The 25,503-nt window shown below is 63.2% G+C and carries 19 protein-coding genes; 16 read left to right on the top strand and 3 right to left on the bottom strand.

Features of this window, described 5'->3' with window-relative positions; all coding sequences use genetic code 11:
* The first annotated feature begins 6 nt into the window (after positions 1-6).
* The 14 genes from BLR34_RS07845 to BLR34_RS07905 all read left to right on the top strand — a co-directional run bounded on the left by BLR34_RS07845 (position 7) and on the right by BLR34_RS07905 (position 14,203).
* Complete coding sequence (locus tag BLR34_RS07845) at positions 7-1,620, top strand: long-chain-fatty-acid--CoA ligase (RefSeq protein WP_092701673.1); 1,614 nt, start codon at positions 7-9, stop codon at positions 1,618-1,620.
* A gap of 137 nt (positions 1,621-1,757) precedes the next feature.
* Positions 1,758-3,329, top strand: a complete 1,572-nt coding sequence (locus tag BLR34_RS07850) for a globin-coupled sensor protein (RefSeq protein WP_092701676.1) — start codon at positions 1,758-1,760, stop codon at positions 3,327-3,329.
* Between the two features lie 385 nt (positions 3,330-3,714).
* Complete coding sequence (locus BLR34_RS07855) at positions 3,715-4,896, top strand: hydrogenase small subunit (RefSeq protein WP_092701679.1); 1,182 nt, start codon at positions 3,715-3,717, stop codon at positions 4,894-4,896.
* A 6-nt stretch (positions 4,897-4,902) separates the two neighbouring features.
* On the top strand, positions 4,903-6,465 hold the full coding sequence (locus BLR34_RS07860; protein WP_092701681.1) for a nickel-dependent hydrogenase large subunit: 1,563 nt from the start codon (positions 4,903-4,905) through the stop codon (positions 6,463-6,465).
* A complete protein-coding gene (locus BLR34_RS07865; protein ID WP_092701683.1) occupies positions 6,462-7,268 on the top strand; it encodes a cytochrome b/b6 domain-containing protein in 807 nt (268 codons plus the stop codon). The genes BLR34_RS07860 and BLR34_RS07865 overlap by 4 nt, the downstream gene beginning before the upstream one ends.
* Complete coding sequence (locus BLR34_RS07870) at positions 7,255-7,758, top strand: hydrogenase maturation protease (RefSeq protein ID WP_092701686.1); 504 nt, start codon at positions 7,255-7,257, stop codon at positions 7,756-7,758. The genes BLR34_RS07865 and BLR34_RS07870 overlap by 14 nt, the downstream gene beginning before the upstream one ends.
* Positions 7,758-7,934, top strand: coding sequence for a hypothetical protein (locus BLR34_RS16920; RefSeq protein ID WP_176765267.1), 177 nt, complete (start codon positions 7,758-7,760; stop codon positions 7,932-7,934). Before BLR34_RS07870 ends, BLR34_RS16920 begins: the two co-directional genes overlap by 1 nt.
* On the top strand, positions 7,934-8,278 hold the full coding sequence (locus tag BLR34_RS07875; protein WP_092701689.1) for a HypC/HybG/HupF family hydrogenase formation chaperone: 345 nt from the start codon (positions 7,934-7,936) through the stop codon (positions 8,276-8,278). The genes BLR34_RS16920 and BLR34_RS07875 overlap by 1 nt, the downstream gene beginning before the upstream one ends.
* Positions 8,271-9,437 (top strand): hydrogenase formation protein HypD, encoded by a 1,167-nt coding sequence (hypD, locus tag BLR34_RS07880; protein ID WP_092701692.1) that lies wholly within the window; start codon positions 8,271-8,273, stop codon positions 9,435-9,437. The genes BLR34_RS07875 and hypD overlap by 8 nt, the downstream gene beginning before the upstream one ends.
* Entirely contained in the window at positions 9,434-10,474 is a 1,041-nt protein-coding gene (hypE, locus tag BLR34_RS07885) for a hydrogenase expression/formation protein HypE (protein WP_092701695.1), read from the top strand. The genes hypD and hypE overlap by 4 nt, the downstream gene beginning before the upstream one ends.
* A gap of 49 nt (positions 10,475-10,523) precedes the next feature.
* Positions 10,524-10,901: a hydrogenase maturation nickel metallochaperone HypA/HybF gene (locus BLR34_RS07890; RefSeq protein WP_176765268.1), complete on the top strand. Its 378-nt coding sequence runs from the start codon at positions 10,524-10,526 to the stop codon at positions 10,899-10,901.
* A 2-nt stretch (positions 10,902-10,903) separates the two neighbouring features.
* On the top strand, positions 10,904-11,662 hold the full coding sequence (hypB, locus tag BLR34_RS07895; protein ID WP_092701701.1) for a hydrogenase nickel incorporation protein HypB: 759 nt from the start codon (positions 10,904-10,906) through the stop codon (positions 11,660-11,662).
* A 2-nt stretch (positions 11,663-11,664) separates the two neighbouring features.
* Positions 11,665-13,950 carry a carbamoyltransferase HypF gene (gene hypF / locus BLR34_RS07900; protein ID WP_092701704.1) on the top strand — a complete coding sequence of 762 codons (2,286 nt, stop codon included), beginning with the start codon at positions 11,665-11,667 and terminating at the stop codon, positions 13,948-13,950.
* Positions 13,951-13,999: 49 nt separating this feature from the next.
* Positions 14,000-14,203, top strand: coding sequence for a hypothetical protein (locus tag BLR34_RS07905; RefSeq protein WP_092701707.1), 204 nt, complete (start codon positions 14,000-14,002; stop codon positions 14,201-14,203).
* A gap of 18 nt (positions 14,204-14,221) precedes the next feature.
* On the opposite strand, the gene BLR34_RS07910 is transcribed toward BLR34_RS07905, so the two are convergent.
* On the bottom strand, positions 14,222-16,777 hold the full coding sequence (locus tag BLR34_RS07910; protein WP_092701710.1) for a methyl-accepting chemotaxis protein: 2,556 nt from the start codon (positions 16,775-16,777) through the stop codon (positions 14,222-14,224).
* 456 nt (positions 16,778-17,233) lie between these two features.
* Between BLR34_RS07910 and BLR34_RS07915 the strand changes: the two genes are divergently transcribed.
* Together BLR34_RS07915 and gltB are read left to right on the top strand one after the other, a co-directional pair.
* The gene (locus tag BLR34_RS07915; RefSeq protein ID WP_092701713.1) at positions 17,234-18,916 is read left to right on the top strand and encodes an ammonium transporter; all 1,683 of its coding nucleotides are present in this window, start codon (positions 17,234-17,236) and stop codon (positions 18,914-18,916) included.
* Positions 18,917-19,077: 161 nt separating this feature from the next.
* A complete protein-coding gene (gene gltB / locus BLR34_RS07920) occupies positions 19,078-23,700 on the top strand; it encodes a glutamate synthase large subunit (RefSeq protein ID WP_092701716.1) in 4,623 nt (1,540 codons plus the stop codon).
* Between the two features lie 54 nt (positions 23,701-23,754).
* Here gltB and BLR34_RS07925 read toward each other — a convergent pair whose 3' ends face one another.
* Positions 23,755-24,540, bottom strand: a complete 786-nt coding sequence (locus BLR34_RS07925; RefSeq protein ID WP_092701719.1) for an ABC transporter permease subunit — start codon at positions 24,538-24,540, stop codon at positions 23,755-23,757.
* Positions 24,533-25,438, bottom strand: a complete 906-nt coding sequence (locus BLR34_RS07930; protein WP_092701722.1) for an ABC transporter ATP-binding protein — start codon at positions 25,436-25,438, stop codon at positions 24,533-24,535. Before BLR34_RS07930 ends, BLR34_RS07925 begins: the two co-directional genes overlap by 8 nt.
* Positions 25,439-25,503 lie beyond the last annotated feature (65 nt).

Consider the following 25,503-nt stretch of genomic DNA (forward strand, 5'->3'; position numbering starts at 1 on the left):
AGAATCATGAAGAAACCACTGCTCGTCACGGATTTTCTGGACCGGGCCAGGGACCACTACGCTGACAACGAAGCGGTTGTTGCAACGACAGGAGAACGGTTTACCTACGAACAACTGGGGGAACGGGCCGACCGGTTCTCGGCTGCGCTGGCGGCTCGCGGAATCGAGAAAGGCGACCGCGTCGCGGTCCTCGACCCGAACACGCATTATCACCTCGAAGCCGCATACGGGACGATGCAACTCGGGGCGATTCACACGCCGCTGAACTATCGGCTCACGCCCGATGACTTCTCGTACATCCTCGACGACGCCGGCGTCGATGCGGTGTATGCCGACTACGAGTACGCGGAGAAAATCGAGGCGATTCGCGACGACGTGCCGGCGGAGACGTTCATGACGAACGACCCCGACGTGGTCGCGGGCGACTGGGAGGGATTCGAGGCGGTACTCGAGGCCGCCCCGGATACCTACGAGCGCCCGGAGATGAGCGAAGACGAGGTCATCACCATCAACTACACCTCTGGGACGACGGGCGACCCGAAGGGCGTCTGTCGGACCCACCGGACAGAGACGATTCACGCGTACCTGATATCGGTTCACCAGCGCCTCTCCGACGACGACATCTACCTCTGGACGCTCCCGATGTTCCACGTCAACGGCTGGGGACACATCTTCGCGGTCACGGGCATCGGCGCAAAGCACGTCTGTACCCGCGGCGTCGATGCCGGCGACATCTTCGAGGCCGTGCAATCTGAAAACGTCTCGTATCTCTGTGGCGCACCGACGGTGTTGAACATGCTGGTCGATTACTACGACGAGCACGACCCAGAACCGACCGGCGAGAACGACGTGCGGATAGCAACGGCGGGCAGCGCGCCGCCGGAGGCGACGATTCGCACCGTCGAAGACGAGTTCGGCTGGTATCTCAAACACGTCTACGGCGCGACCGAGACGGGACCGCTGATTACGACCTCCGACGCACGCCGGCACTTCGACGACGACAGCAGCGACCGGTTTGTAATCAAGAAGCGACAGGGCCTCGAGTTCCTTGGAACAGAGGTCCGCGTCGTCGACGAGGACGGCAACGACGTTCCGCGTGACGACCAGACACTCGGCGAAGTCGTCGTCAGCGGGAATCAGGTGATGGACCGATACTGGAACAAACCCGAGGCCACCGAGGAGGCGTTCAACGACAGAATCGAGGGATACTACCACATGGGCGACCTGGCGACGGTCGACGAGAACGGCATGATATCGATTCAGGACAGAAAGAAAGACATCATCATCTCGGGCGGAGAGAACATCTCCAGTATCGAACTGGAGGACACGCTCTTCGAACACGAGGCCGTCGGCGATGTCGCAGTCATCCCGGCCCCGAGCGACCGGTGGGGAGAAACGCCCAAAGCCTTCGTCGTCCCGGCAAACGGCGACCCAGAGGACCCGCCGGTCAGTGCCGACGAGCTGACCGCGTTCACGCGGGATAACCTCGCCGACTACAAGATCGTCCGCGAAGTCGAATACGTCGAGGCACTGCCTACGACCGCGACGGGGAAGGTACAGAAATACGAACTCCGCAAACGGGAGTGGGAAGACGAAGACCAGATGATCGGCCAGGGGTAATTCCCCCGGGACTCGTTACGGCCAGCGGGTGAACGCATTTGTCCGAAGATGGCAACCCTGTGAATAAATCGTGATATATTCTTGGTCTTTGAGAACGACCGATTGGATATTTACGCTTTATCGAAAATTCTTCTGACATGAAAGCTCCTGAGGAAGCGTTCGGGAAGGGACAACTCAACGAGAGAGTCGACGCCGGCGAGCTGATTGCCGACATCGGTCTCGATGCCGAGGAAATCGCATGGCGAAAGGAGTTCATCGGGTTCACACAGGAAGACGCCGAGCGGCTCGAAGCGTACCAGGATGCGTTCGCAGGCCAGGCTGAGCAGGTCGCGGCAGATTTCTACGAGAACATCACCGAGCACGACGAGACCATCGAGGTGATGAGCCGGTCCGAGAAGGGGGTCGACCAGCTCAAACGGACGCAGGCAGCCTATCTACAGACGCTGGTCCAGGGTGAGTACGGCGTGGCGTACTTCCGTGAGCGGGCGCGAATCGGGAAGCTCCACGATATGCTCGACATGCCGATGAAACAGTACCTCGGGCAGTACGGCGTTTATTATGACCTGATTCTCCCGATTGTCTGTGACCGTCTCAAGGAGTCACTCATCGAGGAGCTTCACCACAGGGCCGATGACAGCCGCCTCGGCGGTGAGGGTGTCGACACAACCGACGACGAGCCAGAGGCGACCGTCGAAACGGTCGTCCAGAGGGAGGTAGACGAGGCGACGGAGGATTTGCTGGCTATCTTACGTCTCATCAACCTCGACATGCAGGTGGCGACTGATACCTACATTCACTCCTACAGCCAGAATCTCACCCGCGAGCTACAGCGACAACAAGAGGTCAGCAACACCGTCCAAGACGCCTGCGAACAACTGCAGACTGCCGCCGACGATATCGCGGTCAGTAGCGAGGAGATCAGCGACCTCGCGCGAACACAGGCCAGCGCAATGGAGGAGGCCTCTGGCGAGGTCGGCGAGATGTCGGCAACAGTCCAGGAGATTGCATCGACTGCCCAGCAGGTCGCGGCGACGAGCCAGCGCGCGGAAACCCTCGCAGACGAGGGGAGAGAGGCAGCGACCGAGGCAATCGACGTGATGCATCGAATCGACGGCTCGGTCCAGGGAGTCGCCGCCGACGTCGACAGCCTACAGGAGCGCATCGACGAAATCGACGCTATCGTCGATATCATCAACGACATCGCCGACCAGACGAACATGCTCGCGTTGAACGCCTCTATCGAGGCGGCACGGGCCGGAGACGCAGGTGAGGGGTTTGCAGTCGTCGCCGACGAGGTAAAATCGTTAGCCGAGCAGTCACAGCAACACGCGGGTGAGGTCGAGCGGTTGGTCGACGGCATCAAAGAGGACGCTGCAGAGACCGTTGCGAGCCTCGAAGAGACCACACGACAGGTCGAGGAGGGACTTGAACAGGTGACAACGGCCATGGATACCCTCCAGGAAATTGCGGAAAACATCCAGGAGGTCTCGGAGGGCGTTCAGGAGGTTTCCGACGCGACGGACGACCAGGCCGCCGGTGCCGAAGAGCTCGCCTCGATGGTCGACGAACTCGTCGATCAGTCCGCACAGGTCGCTGACGAAATCGAGGACATCGCGGCTGCCAACCAGGAGCAGGCGACACAGGTTCACGAGATCACCAAGACCGTCGACCGACTGGCCGACGACTCGGCCCAATCCGACAGACGGTAGTCCTCGTCGACCCCGGCTCCGGTGTGGGTTCCCCGCTTTGTGGTTTCTCTCGTGTTCTCTGCTAGTGTGAGTCTGTACCGCCATGTCACTGTCATAGCTCCGTTACAATCCGTGACACGACAGTATCGGTCACTGGCTCACCAAAATAACCGCAATAATCACTGTGGCCCTCTGGAGATGCGACGTGGCGTGGCAACTGACTAGCCCGCTCGCCCGGTCACCAGGAGCACTTGTTAAAATACCCTGTATATATTGGCCTTTCATCATTGTTTATCCAGCCGTCATCAACCAGTACAGTAACTGTACCGCCACCCACCGATATCGAGAACCCGACCGTCGCTGGGTTCGGTGGGACAACTGCTCGCTTCCACGGAGAGAAACCAATATGACCACTGCTGACACTGAGACGAAGACAGGAACCGAGGCGACAACGACACGACGAAACTTCCTCAAGCTCGTCGGCGGAGTCAGCGCCGGGACGGTAATCACCCAGTACAGTTCGGAGGTTGCCACCGCGCTGGAACAGGCAAGCAACGGCAGCAAAGAGGTCGTCTGGCTCCAGGGTCAGACCTGCTCTGCCTGCACCATGTCGACGCTGCAGGGAACGTCGCCGAGCCTCGAGGAGGCCATCTCGCAGTTCAAACTCGACGTGACCTTCCACCCCGAAATCATGGCCGAGACCGGGGAGGCGGCGACCGAGGCGATGAGTTCCTCGCCTGATATCCTGATGGTCGAGGGAGCGATTCCGACGAAGATTCCCTCGGCCGCGACGTTCGGCCGGACCGAAGACGGCCACCACAAGCCGGTCGTCGACTGGCTGCTCGAACTGGCTCCCGAGGCCGAGTACGTCATGGGCATCGGCACTTGTGCCTGCTATGGCGGCTGGCAGTCGGCCAACAACGGCGCGCCCGCTGTCGAGGACTTCGACGAAGAAGGACCGTGGATGGACGCGAACGTCACCGGCGCGAAGGGGCTCCAGTACACCCACCGAGAGGACGACGCTGGCGTCCTCGGGCCGGATTTCACCGCCAACTCCGGCCTTCCCGTTATCAACGTCCCGGGCTGTATGACACACCCCGATTACGTCCTGTTGACGGTCGCGACCCTGTTGAACGGCCACGAGCCCGACCTCGACGAGTTCAACCGACCGAAGGCGTTCTACGGCCCGCTGGTCCACGACCAGTGCTCTCGCCGCGGCTACTTCGACCGCGGCGAGTTCGTCGAGCACGTCGGCGACGGCTCCGGCAAGTGCCTGTACAACGTCGGCTGCAAGGGGCCGTACTGCCACTGTGACGACTCGGTCCGGCTCTGGAACGACGGCACGAGCGTCTGTCGCAACGTCGGCGCGCCGTGTATCGGCTGTATGGAGCCGGGATTCTGGGACCGCATGACGCCGTTTTACGACCCAATCGAGGAGCAAGGCGTCGCGCTGACCGACGTCGAGACCGCCGGGAAGGTCGCCGTCGGCGCGACTGCGGCCGGCCTCGGCGCACACGCGGCCCGGAAGGCGATGGGCTACGGCGACGCCGAGCCAGACGAACAAGACGAGACCGAATCCACGGAGTGACCACCGATGCCAGAAATCGAAATCGACCCGACGACACGAATCGAAGGCCATCATAGCACGACACTACAGGTAGAGGACGGCCACGTCACCGAGGCCAAAAGCCACATAGACATGTTTCGGGGGATGGAGATGGTCGTCCTGGACCGCCCGCCGTCGGACGCCCCGGTGTTCACCCAGCGGGTCTGTGGTGTCTGTTTCACCGTCCACCGGATGAGTTCGCTGCTCGCTATCGAGAATGCCGCAAAACGTGCGGGCGTCTTCGGCGGCGTTCCCGAAACCGCCCGCCAGATGCGCAACCTCCTCGAACGAATCGCGACACTGTGGAACCACGCGGTCCACATGTTCGCGCTGGTCGGCCCGGACTACAGCGACGCCGTGGCCGGGACCGGACTGGACCGCCTCGACCCCATGGAAGGCGAGGGATACAAGCGCGCGCTGGAAGCACAGCGCGAACTGCTCCAGGGGTTTGCCGAGTTCGGCGGGAAAGCACCCCACCCGCTCACCTACGCGCCCGGCGGGATGTCCGCGACGCCGACCGCGGGCAAACTCCAGAACATCCGCGACCAGGTCGAGTTCGTCAGCGACTGGCTCGGCCCGACTGACGCCATCCCGGAGATTATCGAGAACGTCCGCAACGGCGAGTTCGACGCCGACCTCGGCGAAGGACTCCACGACATCGTCTCGCTTCTGTTCGCCGCCAAGGAGGCCGGTGCTGACGACTTCGGCGTCGGCCCCGGTCGGTACTACTGTAACGGTATCTACCCCGACGGCGACGGTGGACGCGAGATTCCGGCCGGCATCTACGTCGACGGCGAACTCACACACCCCGAGAAAGACGACATCACGTCGGCGATACACGAGAGCACTGCCCGGTCGTGGTACACCGACGACTCCGGCGGCCACCCGATGGAGGAGTCGCCGCCGAAACCCGACCCCGAGAAGGAAGACGCGTACTCCTGGGGGAAGGCCCCGCGATACGACGGGATGAACATGGAGACGGGGTCGCTGGCCCGCCTCATCGTCACCGAGCGAGACCCCTTCGATTTGCGGGCCACTCTCGGCGGGGACCCGACCAAAAGCAGTACGCTAAACCGCCTGATTGCTCGCGCCCAGGAGTCGGTGCTCTTGCGGGACCAGATTCTCGACGTGCTCGACGACATCGAGCCGGATTCGACGGTCAACCGCGGCTGGACCGACGACTTCAGCGGCGAGGGGGTCGGCCTCTGGGAGGCCTCCCGGGGCGCACTCTCACACTGGGTGAAAATCGAGGACGGGACCATCACCAACTACCAGATTATCACACCGACGCTGTGGAACCTCGGCCCCCGCGACGAGAACGGCACGCCGAGCATCTTCGAGCAGTCCGTCGAGGGGATGGCCGTCGAGGACTACGAGAACCCCATCAACGTGATGCGAACCGTCCGCTCGTTCGACCCGTGTCTGGCCTGTTCGGTCCACGTCGAGAGTCCCGCAGGCACCTACTCCGAGGAAGTCACGCCCGCGTCGCCGGCAGGCGTCGCGACCGGGGGTGACAGACCGTACGCCGGTCAGGAGGTGGACGAACAGTGAGCACCGACTCGGACACCGGCCTCCGAGAGCGTCTTCGCGAGTTCGCCGTCGCACTCCGGCACCCCTCCGAAGGGCTCGACGACCGCTTCGAGCGCCTCCGAGAGGTCGAGGAGCGCGAGACCGTCGAGCGCCACAGCCTCGGCGCACGCATCACCCACTGGACGCAGGCGTTTCTGATGTTCGTGTTGCTGGGGACGGGATACGCCATCTGGACGAAGAACTACGGTCCCCTGAACGTCGCGCCGTGGGACGGCTACTTCATCTCCTTTGGGCTGCACATGTGGGCCGGGACGCTGTTGATGGCCGTCTTGTTCGTGCTCTTTCCCCTCTATCACGTCTTCGTCGACGGCCACCGTCAGCTCGCCGAGCCCGACGACGTGCGGGTGACCGTCCGGGTCGCCCAGGCCTTCGTCGGCCTGAAATCGTACATTCCCGGCTATCACCGCGCCCGCGAGACCTACGACGAAAAGGAGGGCGATTGGGTGGCCTACCACCCGATGCAGAAGACGTTCTTCTGGTGGGTGTCGATTTTCTTCGGCGTGCTCGCGGTGACCGGCTTCAGCATGTACGCCGAGATGCTCGGGGACCCTGTCTGGTGGGTCGAGGTTCTCGGCTTCCTCTCGCCGTGGCTGGCCTTCGAACACCTCCTGCAGCTTCACCTGCTCGTGGCGTTTATCGTCCTCGCGATGGTGCTCGGACACGTCTACTTCGCGGTCTTGCCGAGCAACCACGCGGCGTTGAAGTCGATGGTGTTCGGGGACATCGACGCCTACGTCGTCAGGGAGGACGATGACGACGAGTAGCGACGCGGCCGGCCGGCCCGCCGGCGAGGAGCGGACCCAGGCGGTCGTCGGCGTCGGCAGCATGGTGATGGGCGACGACGGCGTCGGCTACCACGCTATCGAGGCCCTGGAGGACCGGTCGCTGCCCGACGGGACGAGTCTGACCCACGCCGGGACGACGGCGTTTCTCGCTCTGGAGGCGATGAGCGGTGCCGACCGGGCACTGGTGGTCGACGCACTCGCACTCGACGAGCCGCCGGGGACGATACGGGAGTTCCGACTCGACCGCCCCGAGGTCGACGCTCCGGAGGTGACGATGCACGACTACAGTTTTACCGACGCCCTCGCCGTCGGCGACGTTGCCTACGACGTGCCCGAGCGGGTCCGGCTGCTCGGTGTCGTCCCCGCCGAACTCGACCCCGCACTGGAGCTGTCTGACCCCGTGTCGGCGGCACTACCGGAGCTTGTATCGCGCATCGAACAGCGACTTACCGAGGAGGCTCAGGACTGATGAACGGACACTGGTACTGCACTGACTGTGGCGAACGCATCGAGCAGGAAGCAATCGACGAACACGAGAGCGAGGGCCACCACGTCAAAGGCCGGTTCCGGCCGGACCGACTCCTGGCGGGCGACCCCGAGATGATTGGCTCACAAATTGACGACGGCGACGGGGGTGGTGTCTGATGTGTCTCGGTGTCCCCGGCGAGATTCAGGAAATCGACGGCCACGAGGCGGTCGCCGACTTCTGGGGCGTCGAGCGCCGTGTCCGACTCGATATCGTCGGCGACGCCGTCGAGGAAGGCGACTACATCCTCAACCACGTCGGCTACGCAATCAGAAAGATTCCCGAATCCGAAGTCGAGCAGACCATGGAGCTGTTCGAGACGATGCTCGATGCCGACCCCGAGGACATGCTGACCGACGACGTGATGGAGGAACTCGAAGCGAACAGCGGCGCTCCCGCGGCCGGAGCACAGGAGGAAGGAGACGACGACGACCTGCTAGAGGAGTTGGGTATCGATGTCTGAGGGCGACCCGACACGCGCCGGTCCGACCGGCTCGATTCCCGGCGGTGACGGTGACGACGAACTCCAGTTCCGGGACCCAGAGAAGGCGGAGGCGCTGGCGGACAAGATTGCCGAAATCGGGGACGACCTGCCGGACCCGCCGGCGACGGTGATGCACGTCTGTGGCAGCCACGAGCAGTCGATTGCGAAATTCGGCCTGCGGAGCCTGCTCCCCGACAGCGTGCGCCTCGTGATGGGGCCGGGCTGTCCGGTCTGTGTGACGAACATGCCCGAGGTAGACGAGGCGGTCGCGCTGGCCGAAGACGGCGTGACAGTGGCGACCTACGGCGACATGCTGAAGGTGTCGGGCACGGCAAAATCACTCGACGACGCCCGCTCGGAGGGGGCCGACGTTCGGGTCGTCTACGGCGCACAGGACGCCGTCGAACTCGCCGAGGACCTCGACCGCGAGGTCGTCTTCTTTGCGACGGGATTCGAGACGACCGCCGCGCCGACGGCCGCCGCAATCAAGGCCGACCCGCCCGAGAACTTCTCGATTCTGTCGGCACACAAGTACATTCCGCCGGCGATGGACATCGTCGCCGAGATGCCAGACACCGAAATCGACGGCTACCTCGCGGCCGGTAACGCCGCAATCATCACGGGTCACGGTATCTTCGACGACATCGTCGACCGCCACGGCCTGCCCGTGGTCGTCGGCGGCTTCGAACCGCTGGACATTCTCGCCGGACTGGTCAAGCTCCTCGAACACATCCGCGACGGCGAGGAAACCGTCGAGAACGCATATCCCCGATGTGTCACCGAGGCGGGCAACCGCGTCGCCAAGGAACAGCTCTGGGACGTGTTCGAGGCCGTCGACGGCGAGTGGCGCGGCATCGCACACATTCCCGATGCGAACCTCGAACTCCGCGAGGAGTACGCCGCCCACGACGCCCGCGAGCGGTTCGACATCGACCCCTCGGCGCTCCGGGAGGCCTCGGCCTCCCAACACCTACAAGAGTGTATCTGTGGGGACATCATGGCCGGGACCGCCGACCCGACGGACTGCCCGCTGTTCGGCGAGGAGTGTACGCCTGCCGAGCCGGTGGGCGCGTGTATGGTCAGTAGCGAGGGCACCTGCAAGATATGGCAGGAGTACGGGGGGCGACCCGAGCTATGAACGACACAGCATCCGACGAGGAAGAGCGCATTACCCTCACTCACGGGACCGGCGGACAGGCGACGCGCGATTTGGTCTCGGAGACGCTCACGGCCGGCTTCGAGGACGCCGGCGACGCGCTGGTCGGACTGGCCGACTTCGACGACGGGGCGGTCCTCCCGGTCGGCGACAAGAAGCTCGTGGTGACGACGGATACCCACGTCGTCCAACCCCCGTTTTTCCCGGGCGGTGACATCGGCCGGCTCGCGGTCTCCGGGACCGTCAACGACCTGGCGGTCATGGGCGCGACCGAGGTTCGCGGCCTCACGAGCGGCGTGGTCGTCGAGGCGAACTACCCTCGCGAGAAGCTCGAACGCATTGCCGACTCGATGGCCGAGGCCTGTCGCGAGGCAGACGCCCCGGTCGTCTCCGGGGATACGAAGGTGATGGGCAACGGCGAGCTCGACGGCATCACCATCAACACCGCCGGCGTCGGCGTCGCCGAACACGTCACCCCGGACTCGGATCTCTCACCGCAGGATGTCATCATCGTCACCGACACAATCGGCGAACACGGCATCGCACTGCTCGCCGAACGGGAGGGTATCGACTTCGAGGCCGACCTCGAATCGGACGTACAGCCGGTGAACGACCTGCTCGCGGCCGTCCTGGAGGTCGGCGGCGAGGCCGTGACGGCGATGAAAGACCCGACCCGGACGGGGCTGGCCGGCGCGCTCAACGAGATGGCCAGAAAGAGCGAGGTGGGCATCGAGGTCACCGACGAGCGGGTGCCGGTGACCGGCGACGTGACCGGTGCCGGCGAGTTGCTCGGCCTCGACCCCTATCAAATAGCGAACGAGGGCGTGGCGATTCTCGGCGTCGAACCGACCGCGGCCGAGCCGGTGCTCGCGGCGCTCCGTGACCATCCGAAAGGCGAGAACGCCGCCGCAATCGGCAAAGCCATCGACGACCATCACGGTCGGGTCGTACTCGACACCGGCATCGGTAACCGCTACATGCGCGAACCGAGCAAGGAAGCCGTTCCGCGAATCTGCTGAGAATGCTCATTCACACTGTCCCGCCAGACCGGACGGAGGTGCTCTGACCGTGCACGAACTCTCGATTGCCCGGTCGCTCGTTGAACAGGCCGTCGATGCCGCCGCCGACCACGGTGCCGAGCGAATCGACCGACTCGAACTGGAAATCGGCGAGGCGACACACCTCAACCCCGACCAGTTGACCTTCTGTGTCGAGACCGTCGCCGCCGAGACGCCTGCGGCCGAGGCCGATATCGCCGTGACCAGCGTCTCGCCGGAGGGGGTCTGTGACTGTGGCTGGTCGGGCCGGCCGGCAGAGATTCAGGACCTCCCGATGGCGGTTCCAGACCTCCGGTGTCCGGAGTGTGACTCGCGGCTCGAACTCACCGCCGGTACCGAGTGTCGACTCGCCCGCATCTCCGTTCCAGAGACAGACGACACAACCTAACTATGCATATGCACACACACCGACTCGAACGCTCGATGGACCGACTCGTGACCGACCTGCTGGGACCGCTCTCGCTGCACCGCTTTGGCCACAGCCACGACGACGGGGCAGCCGACGAGGACGACGTTCTCGAACAGTTCCGAAAGCAGGCCAGGAACGTCCACGAGGAGGTCGTCCACGACCACGACGTCTCCTGTGTGGAGTTTCTCGGCAGCACCGGCAGCGGGAAGACCACACTCGTCGAGCGCCTCGTCGAGCGCGCGCCACCGGAGGAGACAATCGGCGCAATCGTCGGCGACGTGGCCGGTGACGACGACGCCAGCCGCCTCGAAGCCCACGGCGTCGAGGTCGTCAACGTCAACACGGGCAAGGAGTGTCACCTCGACGGCTCGCTTGTCGCCGACGCGGTGGCTGAGTTCGACCTCGATTCCCTCGACCGGCTCTACGTCGAAAACGTCGGAAACATGGTCTGTCCGGCCGATTTCCCGCTGGGTGCACAGGCACGCGTGCTGGTGGTGAGTACGACCGAAGGCGACGACGTGGTCCGCAAACACCCGCTGCTCTTTCAGGCCTGTGACGCCGCCGTCGTGAACAAAGCGGACATCGCCGACGCCGTCGGGGCTGATACCGACAGCATGCGCGACGATATCGACGAAATCGCTCCGGAGATGCCGGTCTTCGAGACTAACGCACGCGATGGTGTCGGTATCGACGCGCTGTCGTCGTCCCTCCCAGATACTCCCCACGCTCACACTCACTGACGATGAGCGAACGCGTCCGTGCCTCGGTGCGGGTCGACGGCGTCGTCCAGGGTGTCGGATTCCGCCCGTTTGTCTACCGGACGGCGACCGCAGCCGGGGTCGGTGGATACGTCCGCAACGCGGGCGGTTACATCGATGCTGCATTCGAGGGCGACCGGGACGCCGTCGAGGACGTCATCGAGACGATTCGCTCCGAGGCTCCGCCGCTGTCCCGTGTCAGAGCGGTCGACGTGTCCTGGGAGCGACCGGCCGGCGTCGAGGCCTTCGAGATTCGGGACTCAGGGGCGGACGAAGCCGGAGACGGCGGCGTCTCTGTCCCGCCGGACACCGGCATCTGTGAGCGCTGTCTGGCTGACGTTCGGGACCCGACGTCGCGCTATCACGGCTACTGGGCGACGAGCTGTGTCGACTGCGGGCCGCGGTACACTGTCGTCCGGGACGTTCCCTACGACCGCGCCAGCACATCGATGGACGAGTTCCAGATGTGTCCGGACTGTCGAGACAGCTACGAGACCCCGAGTGACCGCCGCTATCACGCACAGACTGTCGCCTGTCCGGCCTGTGGGCCAGAACTGCGCTACGAGACCGACGGCGGAGTGGATACCGACACGCCGCTCGACAGCGCCACACAGGCGCTCGCCGACGGAGAGATACTCGCTGTCAAAGGCACCGGCGGCACACATCTGGTCTGTGATGCCACTGCGGTCGCGACGGTCCAGCGACTTCGTCAGCGGACGGGCCGCCCAACCAAACCCTTCGCGCTGATGGTCCCGGACGTGTCGGCGGTCGAATCGTTTGCGGCCGTCGGAGAGGGCGAGCGAGAGACGCTGACTGACCTGCGTCGGCCGATTACGCTCCTCGAAGCCGAGGGAGACATGCCCTGGTTAGCGGCCGTCGCACCGGGATTACACACCGTGGGGGTGATGTTGCCATACGCTGGCCTGCATCACCTGCTGTTCGACCGAGTGGAGGGACCACTCGTGATGACAAGCGCGAATCGGCCGGGCGAGCCGATGGTCACGGCCGCGACAGCCCTCTGGGAGACGCTCGGGGAGGTCATCGACGGCGCGCTCTTACACGACAGAGAAATCGTCGCGCGGTGTGACGACAGCGTCGTCCGGGTCGTCGATGGAGCGCCTCACTTCCTGCGTCGCTCCCGAGGCTGGACACCCGCGAGGCTCCCGAATCCACCCGGTGACGACACGTCGCCGGCGGTCCTCGCGGTTGGCGGCTCGCGGGACGTGACTATCGCGCTCGCCGACGGCGGCGGCGTCGTCCTCTCCCAGCATATCGGCGGGGTTGACGGCCCGGCCGGGACTGCGTTCCACCGGGAGACCATCGACCGGCTGACCGACCTCGCGGGCATCAGCCCCGCACTGGTCGCCTGTGACCGGCATCCGGAGTACATCACGACCGCCGAAGCGCGCCGCCACGCCCGGGACGGGCTCGTTGGGCCCGTACAGGTCGACCATCACCACGCCCACGCGGCGGCGCTCTGTGGCGAACACGAGATTGAGCGTGCCGTCATCGTGACCGCCGACGGAACGGGCTACGGCCGGGACGGCACAATCTGGGGCGGCGAAGTCCTCGATACGCGATACGAGACTGCCGACCGCGTCGGCGGCCTGGCCCCGTTCTCGCTGCCAGGTGGGGAAAAAGCGGTCCGACATCCCGCCCGGATTCTTGCCGGACTCCTCGACGATGACGACGCCGTCGATGACCGCCTGGTCGAGACCGGGGCAGTCGAGACAGCTGCGGAGGCGGCGGTCGTCCGACGGCAGGCCGAAACCGGAACGAACGCGCCGGCGACGACCAGCGCCGGCCGGTATCTCGATGCCATCAGCGCACTGCTGGGCGTCTGTAGCAGGCGAGACTACCAGGGAGAGCCTGCCCTCCGTCTCGAAGCACACGCGAGCGAGGGCGCTGTCCGCGACATCGAACTGCCATTTACGACTGACGACGGTCGCCGCGTACTCGATACTGCGACGTTGGTCTCGCGTCTCGCCGCCCTCAGAAAGCGTGAGTCGACCGCCGACGTGGCCGCGACCGCACAGGACGCACTCGCCCGGGGACTCGGGACGATTGCGGCCGACTACGCCCGCGACAACGGGATTACGGCCGTCGGATTCACGGGCGGTGTGGCCTACAACGAAGCAATTTACGCGGTGCTCCGACAGACCGTCTCCGACGCGGGTATCGCTTTCGTCGGCCCGGAACGGGTCCCGCCCGGCGACGGCGGAATCGCATACGGTCAGGCACTCGTCGCAACGGCCCGGGACGCGTCGTGACCTGCGGCGTCGCGACAGCTTTTTTCGGCTGCTGTGTCATCTCGCGGATATGGAACATCGCTGTCCCGACTGTGGTGTCACGATGGAGACCGTCGAGTTCAGTATGGGCGACGCCTGGAATCCACACATTCGGACCGGCGAAAAACGGACCGGGCTGCTCGGCAAGCTCGGCGTGAGTGAGACGAAAGACCTTGAGACGGTGATGTGTCCGGAGTGTGGGTTGGTTCGACACTACGCTGAGTTTGCGGAGTGACCCTCTCCCGTCGCGTCGTTACATCTGCTGGCCGCCGTCGGTTGTCGCCGCCGAGGCGGTTGTCTCGGTTCCGAGGCTCGTGGCCGTATGCGAGTCTGTTTCGAACGTGTCGAGCAGCGACTGGAGCTGTTCGGCCTGTTCGGCCAGTGACTCGACGTTTGCGGTGATTTGGGTCATCGACGAGGCCTGCTCTTCTGCCGCTGCCGAGACGTTTGCCGACTCGTCGGCTGTCGTCTGACTGATATCTGCCACGTCGTCTGCCATCGACACCGCTTCTTCGGCGCTCGTCGCCTGGGCGTCCATCGCTCGACTGATTTCCTGTACGCCCGCGTTCGTCTCGTTGACGTTTTCGGTGACCGTTGCAAAGGCCTCGACCGCGTCGTCTGCGGCCGCAGTCGCCTCGTCGACCTGCTGTTGTGTTTCCCGTATCTCTCGGACGGTCGTCTCGGTTTGGGCCTGTACCTCGTCGATGAGCTGTGCGATGTCTCCGGCCGAGTGCTGTGTCTCCTCGGCCAGTTGCTTGACCTCGTCTGCGACGACGGCGAAGCCGTCCGAACCGCCTGCTTCCCCGGCGCGCGCGGCCTCGATATTGGCGTTCAGTGCGAGCATGTTCGTCTGCTCGGCGATGTCGCCGATGACGTCGACAATTTCGCCGATTTCGGCCATTCGCGTGTCCAGTTCCTCGACGTTCGTGACGGCCGACTCCATTTTGGTCTGGATTGTTTCGATTTCGTCGATTGCCTGTTCGGCCGTCTCCTCGCCGTGTTTGGCGACCGTCGCAGTCTCGTCAGATAACTCGGCGACCGTCTGTGCCGACGAGGCGGCCTCCTCGATGGCCGCAGAGAGGTTGTTCATCTCACCGGACACCTGGTCGAGTTTCTCGCGTTGCTGCTGTGCGCCGGTGGCTATCTGCTGTATCGATTCGCTGACGCTCTCGCTCGTTTGTTTGACCTCGTCTGCGCTGGCACTGGCCTGTTCTGTTTCGGTGGCGACCTCCGTCGCGAACGACTGAATCTCGCTCATCGTCGTCTCGATGTCCGCTATCATCTCGTTGAACGCATCGGCAATCTCTGCCATCGCCTCGGCGTCGCCCTCGCGCGCCAGACGCTGGGTGAGGTCACCGTCTGCGGCACGCTCCATCGCATCACTGAACTCGATGGCCTTCTGTTCGAGAGCAGTCGCGAGTGCTTCTGCCTCCTCCTGTGACTGCTCGGCGTCGGCTTTCGCCTGCTCGATGTCTGTTACCAGAGTTTCGATGTCTCGGCGCATCGTCGAGAGAGCCTGTCCGAACTCGCCGGGAACGTCCTCGTCGAGCACTGGGTCGTCGAACTCTTGATCCGCGAGTGCCTGTGCCTGCTGGGCGACGGTCGTCAGATAGGCCTCCATCTCTCTCGTGGCGTGGGCGAGCCGGACGACTTCGTCTCGCGCGTCGGTTCCGTCGCCGTCGATATCCTGCATTCTGCCGGTGAACTCGATATCCAGCGAGCCAGATGCAATCGTGTCGGCGACGTCGGTGAGTTCGGCTATCGGCTTGCCGATGAGTCGGCGAGCGACGACCAACCCGCCGACGAAAATCACGGTGTTGAGCGCGAACAGTCCGATAAGCAGATTCTGCATGAACGCCGTCTGGTTCTCAGAAGCCGTCCCGAAGGCCTCTACTGTCGCAGCACTGGCGGCGAACAGCTTCTCTGACTCTCCGCGAATTTGGTCGATGCCGTCGACGAACTTCTGGTTGAACTTGACCGACGACGAGACGGTCACCGCCTCAGAGCTGAACGGGTCCCACACCTCTCGGACCTCCGCAATCTCGGTCTGCACCGACTCGGGCGCCGCCTGGAGTTCGACACCCCTGTGCGTTCCGCCGTCTGCCATCGCGTCCAGCGCGCTGCCGAACTCATCGACCAGCGCCGCGAGGTCCTCTTTTGCCGCAGCTACCGCTGGCGTCGTCTCGCCCGGCTGTTCGTTGTTCGCGACGAACAGCGTCTTCTGTGTGATGCGCTGGCTCAGCATCCGCTGGCGACCAGCCACGTTTATCTCGTCACTGAATTGGTCGCTGTTGGGGTGTTCCACGTACGCGGTGACGACATCGTCAGACAGTGTGAGTAACTCGTCGTTGTTCGACGCGATATAAGAGACTGCCTCCTGATACTGTGGATTCTGTGGCTGTGTCCTCAGCAGCGTCTCGACGTACTGACTGTACTGGTCCCACGTCTCCCGCTGTGTCGCCAGTTCGTCGGTCGCCTCTGTGGGTGCCGGGTCGAGTTGCTCGCCGTCTACTGTTCCTCCGTTTCGGAGCCTCTGTAAGTTCGCTTCGTACCCTTCGAGTGACTGCTCTAGTCGGTCGTACGTCTGTTCGTCTGCGTCGCCAGCAGCAATCTCGTTAGAGAGGGCGAGCATCCGCTCGGTCAACATGCGCTGTTCTCCTGCCGTGTCAATCGAGTTATCGAGCGTTGCCGTCTGTGATTCGAAGTAGTAGACAGCTCCGACGCTTATTCCGGCAACGAGTAACATCGCAAAGAGAAGTGCCCCGATTTTTTGTCCGACGCTGAAGCGTTCAACTACGGCATTAGCCATAAAACAAGACAGGGCGTTGTGTTGACTATTATTGCTGCCTAATTACGTTGGGTCTGTTTCTGTGTCCACTACCTAACGAACGTCCCTGCTGTCCTCGGGTAGTTCCCTGTCCCGACTGGGCGGCTATTAGTGCCCGAGAAAACCAACGAAAGTATCAGTGCGAGTAACAGAAAAACACGTCACAGCCCGCATCAGCTCTCAGTTCGGTCGACGACTGTCAAAAAATAGTTGCTAATACGTCGTCAAATTGGACGATAAATAGCCTTATATTGTTGATATTGTGCCATATATTGTCTGTTTGTTGTATTATATAATGCATATCTTGAAATTGTGATGCATAATTTTATGTGAGGCACTTCCGGAATATCGGCCGTGACTAGGTTGATAATCACACACAATCGAACCGCATCGAGGGTCAATCACGCTGTTTCGACGCCACCGGGGGGTCGCTGACAGATGTACGAGGCATCTGTCTTGCAGGTGAGCGGGGCCGTCTTCGAGACGGCGATAAACGACATGTGGATTCTCCTCGTGTCGTTTCTCATCTTCTTCATGCACGCTGGGTTCGCGATGTTGGAAGCGGGGCAGGTTCGGTCGAAAAACGTCGCTAACCAGCTGACGAAGAACCTGTTGACCTGGAGCGTTGGGGTCACAGTATTCTTCCTGCTCGGTGTCGGCATCGAGGGGGTCGTTGCCGGTGATGGGTTCGCCGTACCCTACGATGCAAACGGCTTCGTCGACACGATAGACGCCGGCGAGGGGTATATCGACTGGCTCTACGGCGCGGTGTTCGCGATGACTGCCGCGACTATCGTCTCTGGGGCGGTCGCGGGCCGGGCGAAGCTTCGAGCGTACGTCGCTTACACGTTCCTGCTGGCCGCAGTCATCTACCCCGTCGTGACTGGAGTCACGTGGGCCGGAGAGTACTTCGGCGAGGTCGCTGGTACCGGGTTCCAGGACTTCGCCGGCGGGATGATTGTCCATGGTGTCGGCGGTATCGCCGGACTGACTGCGGCCTGGATGCTGGGACCACGTATGGACAAATACGACGAGAACGGGCGTGTCAACGTCCTTCCCGGCCATTCGATGACGTTTGCGGTCCTCGGAACGCTCATCCTCGCCTTCGGCTGGTATGGCTTCAACGTCGGGACCGCGGCTGTGATGGACAACGGCACCTACCTTGGCAACGAACTCGGGCGCGTCGCTATGACGACGACGCTGTCGATGGCAATGGGCGCGGTCGGTGCCGGCGGAGTTGCACTGCTGCGAAACGGCAAGGTAGACACGCTGTATGTCGCCAACGGCCTGCTCGCCGGACTCGTCGGTATCACCGCGATTCCGAACAAGGCCGCCTGGTGGGGCGCACTCGTCGTGGGTCTGCTCGCTGGCGCACAGCTTCCGCTCGTCTTCGAGTTCGTCGAGAACCGTCTCAAAATCGACGATGTCTGTGCGGTATTCCCAGTCCACGGTAGTGCAGGAGTGCTCGGGACGCTGTTGTTCCCGTTCGTCGCTGCGCCGGGTGTCGTCGACTCGATTCCAGAGGCGTTTCTGGTTCAGGTGGCTGGTGTCACACTCATCACGGTCTGGACTGTCGGGGCGACCGGAGCGGTGTGGGGGGCATTCAGAGCCGTCGGCCAGGCACGGGTCAACCCGGAACACGAGCGCGACGGACTGGACATCTCCGAACACGGTGTCGAGACGTATCCGGAGTTCGGGCAGACCAATATCTCGACCGACAGTGGCGTCGCCACCGACGGCGGCGTGACGGCCTACGACCTCCGAACCGACGGCGGGTCCGGCATCGAGATGGTGACCGCCGTTATCCGGCCGGACAGACTCGGTGACGTGAAACACGCCCTCGCCGAGGCCGATGCGCCATCGCTCACGGTGACGAACGTCTCGGGCCGTGGCTCACAGGAGGCGATGACGGGCCAGTGGCGCGGCGAAGAGTACGTCATCGACCTCCACCAGAAGGTGAAAATCGAGTGTGTCGTCGCCGATACCCCGACTGAAGATGTTGTCGACGCGATTCAGACGGCCGCCTCGACCGGTGAACCCGGCGACGGGAAGATATTCATCACGCAGATAGACGACGCTGTGGCGATTCAGTCGGGCACTCGTGGACCTGCTGCCATCTGAGGGTTGGCCTGCGAGTTCCCCGTACCCGCTTTCTTAGGTCCTGGCCCGCCGCTGACGGCCAGGTGCGTCGAGACAATCGCCTTATATTTCTTAATGTGTATTGGGTACCGCCACAGAGTATCAGGGTTAAGCGTATAACGGGTAAGTTGTCATGCTTTACCATGACTACCCCACAGGACAGGCCGGGTAAACACGGGGCTGGCGACAGACAACAGGCGGGGCTTGCCTCGCCGGATGACGAACGCTCGAACTGCGGTGTCGGCTGTATCGTCGACCTCGATTGCGACCCGTCTCACGAGACTGTTACTGACGCGATAACCCTTCTCGAAAATCTCGAACACCGCGGTACTACCGGTGCAGAGCCAGACACCGGGAACGGGGCCGGGCTTATGGTCGGCCGACCAGACGAGTTCTTCCGGGCAGTGCTCGACGTGAACCTACCCGAGGAGTTCGCCGTCGGGACTATCTTCATGCCGACCGACGACCAGCGGCAGGCAGAACTCGAAGGCATCGTGACCGACGCCCTCGACGAGTACGGTCTCGATGTCCTGTGTTGGCGCTCAGTGCCGACCAACAACGACGGACTCGGGAAGACCGCACTGGAGTCGGAACCGGCTGTCGTACAGGTGTTCGTTGCACCGTCCGAGCATGCTGACCTCGCCGAACGGTTCGCCGACAGCAGCGAAACTGACCGGGCGTGTCGTGGGTTCGACCGGGCGCTGTATGTCGCCCGCCGTGCAATCGAGAACCGCACGGGACGGCCGGACTGCGACGACCCGTTCTATATCCTCTCGCTGGACCGGCGTCGGGTGGTCTACAAGGGACTGCTGAAGGGGTCCCAGCTTGCGGATTACTTTCCGGACCTCCGCGACCCACGGTTCCAGAGCCACGTCGCGCTCGTCCACGCCCGGTTCTCGACGAACACACTGGGGCGGTGGCACCTCGCACACCCGTTTCGGAACATCGTCCACAACGGGGAATTCAACACGATACAGGGCAACATCAACTGGATGCGTGCAAGGGAGAACGACCTGGCTCACGCCGGATTCGGCGCGGACATCGAGACAGTCACGCCGATTATCGACGACCCGGGGCAATCTGACACCGCGAGCGTCGACAACGCACTCGAACTCCTCGTCCAGGGCGGGCGAGAGCTACCCCACGCTCTCCGGATGCTCGTTCCAGAGGCCTTCCGCGAGGACGAGCGCATGGACGAGGCCAGACGGGCGTTCTACGACTACCACGCGTCACTCCTCGAACCGTGGGACGGTCCGGCGCTCGTCATCGGGTTCGACGGCGACCAGGTGGCGGCAGTCTTGGACCGGAACGGTCTCCGTCCGTGCCGGTACGAGGTCACGGCTGACAACCGACTGCTCTTGGGAAGCGAGGCAGGCGCACTCCCGACCAAGCCCGCACAGGTCGAGAGCCGCAACCGTCTCCAACCGGGAGAGTTGTTCGTTGCGGACATCGAGAGCGGTCAAATCGTCTCTGACGATGCCGTCTTTGACGAGCTAACCGACGAGCAGTACGGCCAGTGGGTCGAGACAGAACAACAGTCCCTGAAGACGCTCGTAAACGAGTGTGACGCTGTCGATGGGGACAGCACTGACCCCTCGCCAAACTCACACCGGGACACCGACGCGCCAATCCGTGCCTTCCAGGCGGCCTTTGGCTATACCACGGACTCGCTGAATCACCTCCTACAGCCGATGGCCGAAGACGGTACAGACCCGGTCGGGTCGATGGGTGACGATACGCCGCTGTCGGTCCTCGCCGAGGTGGAGCGGCCGCTGTTTTCGTACTTCAAACAGCTGTTTGCGCAGGTATCGAATCCGCCGATTGATTACATCCGCGAGGAACTGGTCACGTCACTGGAGAGTCGGCTCGGGCCACAGCGCAACCTCCTCGCCGAGACGCCCGCACACGCCAGGCAAATCGTCGCCGACTCGCCGGTCATCACGGACGAGCAGGCACGCACACTGAGAGGGCTCGACGCCACAACGGCCCACTCCTCTGTTGTCCTCGACGCGACGTTCGGCGCTGACACGTCGCTGGAATCGGCACTCGAACGGCTCCGGGACGAGGCCGCGGCCGCTATCGACCAGGGGGCCGATGTCGTCGTCCTCTCGAATCGCCAGGTCGGCCGAGAGTGGCGTCCGATTCCGAGTCTGCTGGCGACGGGTGCGGTCCACCACCATCTCGTCAGGCAGGGACTCAGGAGCCGCGCCGGCCTCGTTGTCGAGGCGGGCGACGTTCACGAGGTCCACCATCTCGCGGCGGTCGTCGGGTACGGCGCCGGTGCCGTCTACCCGTATCTCGCATACGATTCTATCGTCGATACGGTGGCTGGCCCCGACGGTGCCGACGAAGAGGACGCTCTCGCCGCGTACAGACACGCACTCGAAGACGGGCTCTTGAAGACGATGGCGAAGATGGGTATCTCGACCGTCGAGTCCTACCAGGGGGCACAGATTTTCGAGGCTGTCGGACTCGACTCCACACTCGTCGAGGAGTACTTCACTGGCACCGAGATACGAACCGAGGGAATCGGGCTGGATATACTTGAGGACCGAATCCATGCGCGCCACACGATGGCGTTCGGTGGTGACCCGGAATTAGAGACTATCGGCGAGTACGAGAACCGGTCGTCCGGGCTGCGCCACGGCTGGAATCCGAAGACAGTCGGGACCCTCCAGCAAGCAGTACGTCACGATGACTACGAGACGTACGGTGAGTTTACAGCCAGAGCCAACGCCACTGGTGAAGACGCAGAGACGCTTCGCGGACTGCTCGCCTTTGACTCGCCGCGTGAGCCGATTCCGGTCGAGGAAGTCGAGTCGGTCGAATCTATCGTCGAACGGTTCTCGACGGCCGCGATGAGCCTGGGGAGTCTCTCGCCAGAGGCTCACGAGAACAACTCGGTCGCTATGAGCCGGTTGGGTGGGAAATCCAACACCGGTGAAGGTGGCGAACCACCCGAACGGTTCGGGACGGAACGCGAGTGCTCGGTCAAACAGGTCGCGTCCGGCCGGTTCGGGGTCACGGCGGCGTATCTGGCGTCGGCAGACGAACTCCAGATAAAGATGGCCCAGGGGTCAAAGCCCGGTGAAGGCGGTCATCTCCCCGGAGAGAAGGTAAACGAAATGATTGCTGACGTGCGGTGTTCCACCCCCGGCGTGGGACTCATCTCGCCGCCGCCACAGCACGACATCTACTCGATTGAAGACCTGAAACAGCTCATCTTCGACCTGAAGGCGGCAAATCCAGACGCCGATGTCAACGTCAAACTGGTCTCAGAGGCAGGCATCGGAACGATTGCTGCCGGTGTCGCCAAGGCGAACGCTGATGTAGTCCACATCTCCGGTCACTCCGGCGGGACCGGTGCCTCCCCGAAGACTTCGATAAAGAACGCGGGTCTCCCCTGGGAGCTCGGACTTGCTGAGGCAAACCAGCTGCTGTCCGCGACTGGACTCCGGGACAGAATCAGGATAAGCGTCGATGGTGGACTCAAAACGGGCCGGGACGTTGCGGTGGCAGCCGCTCTCGGTGCCGAGGAGTACGTCTTCGGGACGGCTTCGCTGGTCACCTCCGGCTGTGTGATGGCCCGCCAATGCCACGAAAACACCTGTCCTGTCGGTGTTGCGACCCAGCGGGAGGACCTCCGCGAGCGGTTCCCCGGCGAGCCCGAGCACGTCATCAACTACATGACGTTCATCGCGCGGGAACTTCGAGAGATTCTGGCAGCCCTCGGCGTCCGGACCGTCGACGACCTCGTCGGCCGGCCAGAGTTTCTCACTCAGCGAGACGTGGACCACGAGACTGCACAGCACCTCGACCTCTCGGGACTGCTTGCCGAACCTGACGGTGACAGTCGCCGGAAGGTCCGCGAACAGGCCCACGAGGAAATCGACGACCTGCTCGACTGGGACCTGCTCAACGCTGCCCAGCGGGCAATCGAGACCGGCCGACCGACCACCATCGAGGCGGCGATTTCGAACCGCGACCGGGCAGTCGGTGCCATGCTCTCGAACCGCGTCGTCTCCGAGCACGGCGGTGACGGTCTCCCCGAGGGGACGATTACCTGCCAGTTCGAGGGCGTTGCTGGCCAGAGTTTCGGTGCCTTCCTCGCTTCCGGCGTGGCGCTCGAACTCGACGGCGTCGCGAATGACTACGTCGGGAAAGGGCTCTCCGGCGGCCGGATTGTCATCGACACGCCGGATGCGGCCGGATACGACCCCGCCGAAAACGTCGTCGCCGGCAACGTCTGTCTCTACGGCGCGACCGACGGCGAACTCTACGTCAACGGCGTCGCCGGCGAACGCTTTGCGGTCCGCAACTCCGGCGTGACGGCCGTCGTTGAGGGCGTCGGCGACCACGGCTGTGAGTACATGACTGGCGGCGTCGTGGCCGTTCTCGGCGAGACGGGACGCAACTTCGCCGCCGGCATGTCTGGCGGTATCGCGTACGTCTACGACCCCAACGACGAGTTCGAAGAGCGAGTCAACGGCGAGATGGTCAGCGTCGACAAGACCCTCGATTACGGCGACCGGGCGCTGCTCCGGCGTCTCGTCGAGAATCACCACGAGTACACCGACAGCGAGCGCGCGGCGGCGGTTCTCGACGACTGGACGGCAGCGCTCGATGACTTCGTTCGTGTCCTTCCTGACGCCTACGCCGAGGTCATTGACAGCGGTCGGGGAACCGATGTCCGCGACGACCCGCCCTCGCCGGCAAAGCGCGTCTATTCCGAAGGGTCTGGCCGAGCAGTGTCGAGCGACGACTGAGCACCGATAGGGGGCGGTCTCACTGCACCGACCAGCGGCTTCTGGAGAGGCCGGCTAGATGTCCCGTTGTCTGAACAGGACGAGACACACGGCGAGCAAACACAGAAACGCACCTAACAGCACGCCGCTTCCCGTGATTCCGTAGCTCCCGTCGACGAGAATCTCGGTCGGCTGGTAGTAGTTCGTCGGACTCAGATACCGGAGCACCCCGAAGTCGGTACTGGTTCCGACGACCGACTCGACGAGAAAGAGGACGAACACGACGCCGACAGCCGCCCGCTCGGCGACTGCGGCCCGGTCGACAGCGACCGACAACGCGACGCCGATTGCCGCACAGACGAGCAGATACGGCACCGAGAACAGATGGACGAAAAAGAGGTCAGTCGCGTCGACGGATTCGCCGATAGCTGTGACGAGCGCGTAGAGTACGCCCGCGGTGACGACATTGACCACGACAATCGGCAGCAAAAGCGAGGCGAACTTCTCGACCAGCAGCCGCGACCGAGAGAGGGGAAACGAGAGCAACAACTCCATCCGCTCGCTCTCGATATCGCCGGCAATCAGGCCGCCGCCCGTGTACGCGAAATACAGCCCCAGTCCGAGCAGCCACACGAAGTTGAAAATCTGTGCGCTCAGGAACCCTTCGACTGTCGAGAGTGCCTCGATTCCGAACGCGTCTCTGAGCGCGGCCGGTGCTTCGCTGACGAGTTCCTCGTATTCGACGCCGTCGAGTGCCGAAAAATACCAGACGACAAACGCACTGTAGAGCGAGATAGCGACCGTCAACACTGCTGTTTCCCTCCGCCGTCGTGCCGTCTCGTACCGGGCGGTCTCAAGCATGCATCTCGCCCTCCCCGGTCGCGCCTGACCCGTAGTAATGGAGGAAGATGTCCTCTAGCGGCGGCTCGCTGATGTCTATATCGCGAATGTCTGCGGACGCGAGTTCGTCGAGCAGTCTATCGTACTCGCCAGTATAGACGAACTGAATACCGTCTGGCAGGTGTGTAACGTCGACGACTCCGTCGAGGTCTGCCAGGGCAGTGGTCTGGTCCGAGTCCATCTGTACCCGGACGCGCTTGCCGCCGCGACGCAGGAGCGTCTCTACGTCTTCGAGCGCGACGAGTTCGCCATCCCGGAGAATCCCGACTCGGTCACAAACACGTCTGACTTCGCTCAGGACGTGTGAAGAGAAGAAAACCGTCGTTCCCCGCTCGCGCTCTTGGCGGACGAACTCGTTGAACTCCTCCTGTTTGAGCGGGTCGAGCCCCGAGGTTGGCTCGTCCAGTATCACGAGGTCAGGGTCGTGCATGAACGCCTGGATGATGCCCAGCATGCGCTCGTTTCCGCTCGAATACTCGCGTACCGGGCGTTCGAGGGGCGGCGTAAATATCTCACAGAGCCTGTCACGCCGTTCGCCGCCTTTTATTGACTCGTGGTAGTCGAGCACCGTTTCGCCGGTCACACCCGGGTCGAACCCGAGCGTCGCCGGCAGATAGCCGATACGCGCTTTGGCATCCACGAGTGCCTGCTCGTCTTCGACATCTGCGCCGAGAACTGCCGCGGTCCCCGCTGTCGGCGTCAGCAATCCGAGTAACGTCCTGATGGTGGTGGTCTTTCCGGCACCGTTCGGCCCCAGAAAGCCGAAGACTTCACCCGGCCCGACCTCGAAGCTGACAGCGTCGAGAGCACGGACCGCTCCGAATTCTTTTGTGACCTCCTCTACCTCGATAACTGACATGCCTTCTACGTCTCTCGGCGGACTAATAGTCTCTCCGGCCACCCTCGGACCGACACACCACTCGG

Origin of the sequence: Halovenus aranensis (genome assembly GCF_900100385.1) — an archaeon.
GTDB classification, from domain to species: domain Archaea; phylum Halobacteriota; class Halobacteria; order Halobacteriales; family Haloarculaceae; genus Halovenus; species Halovenus aranensis.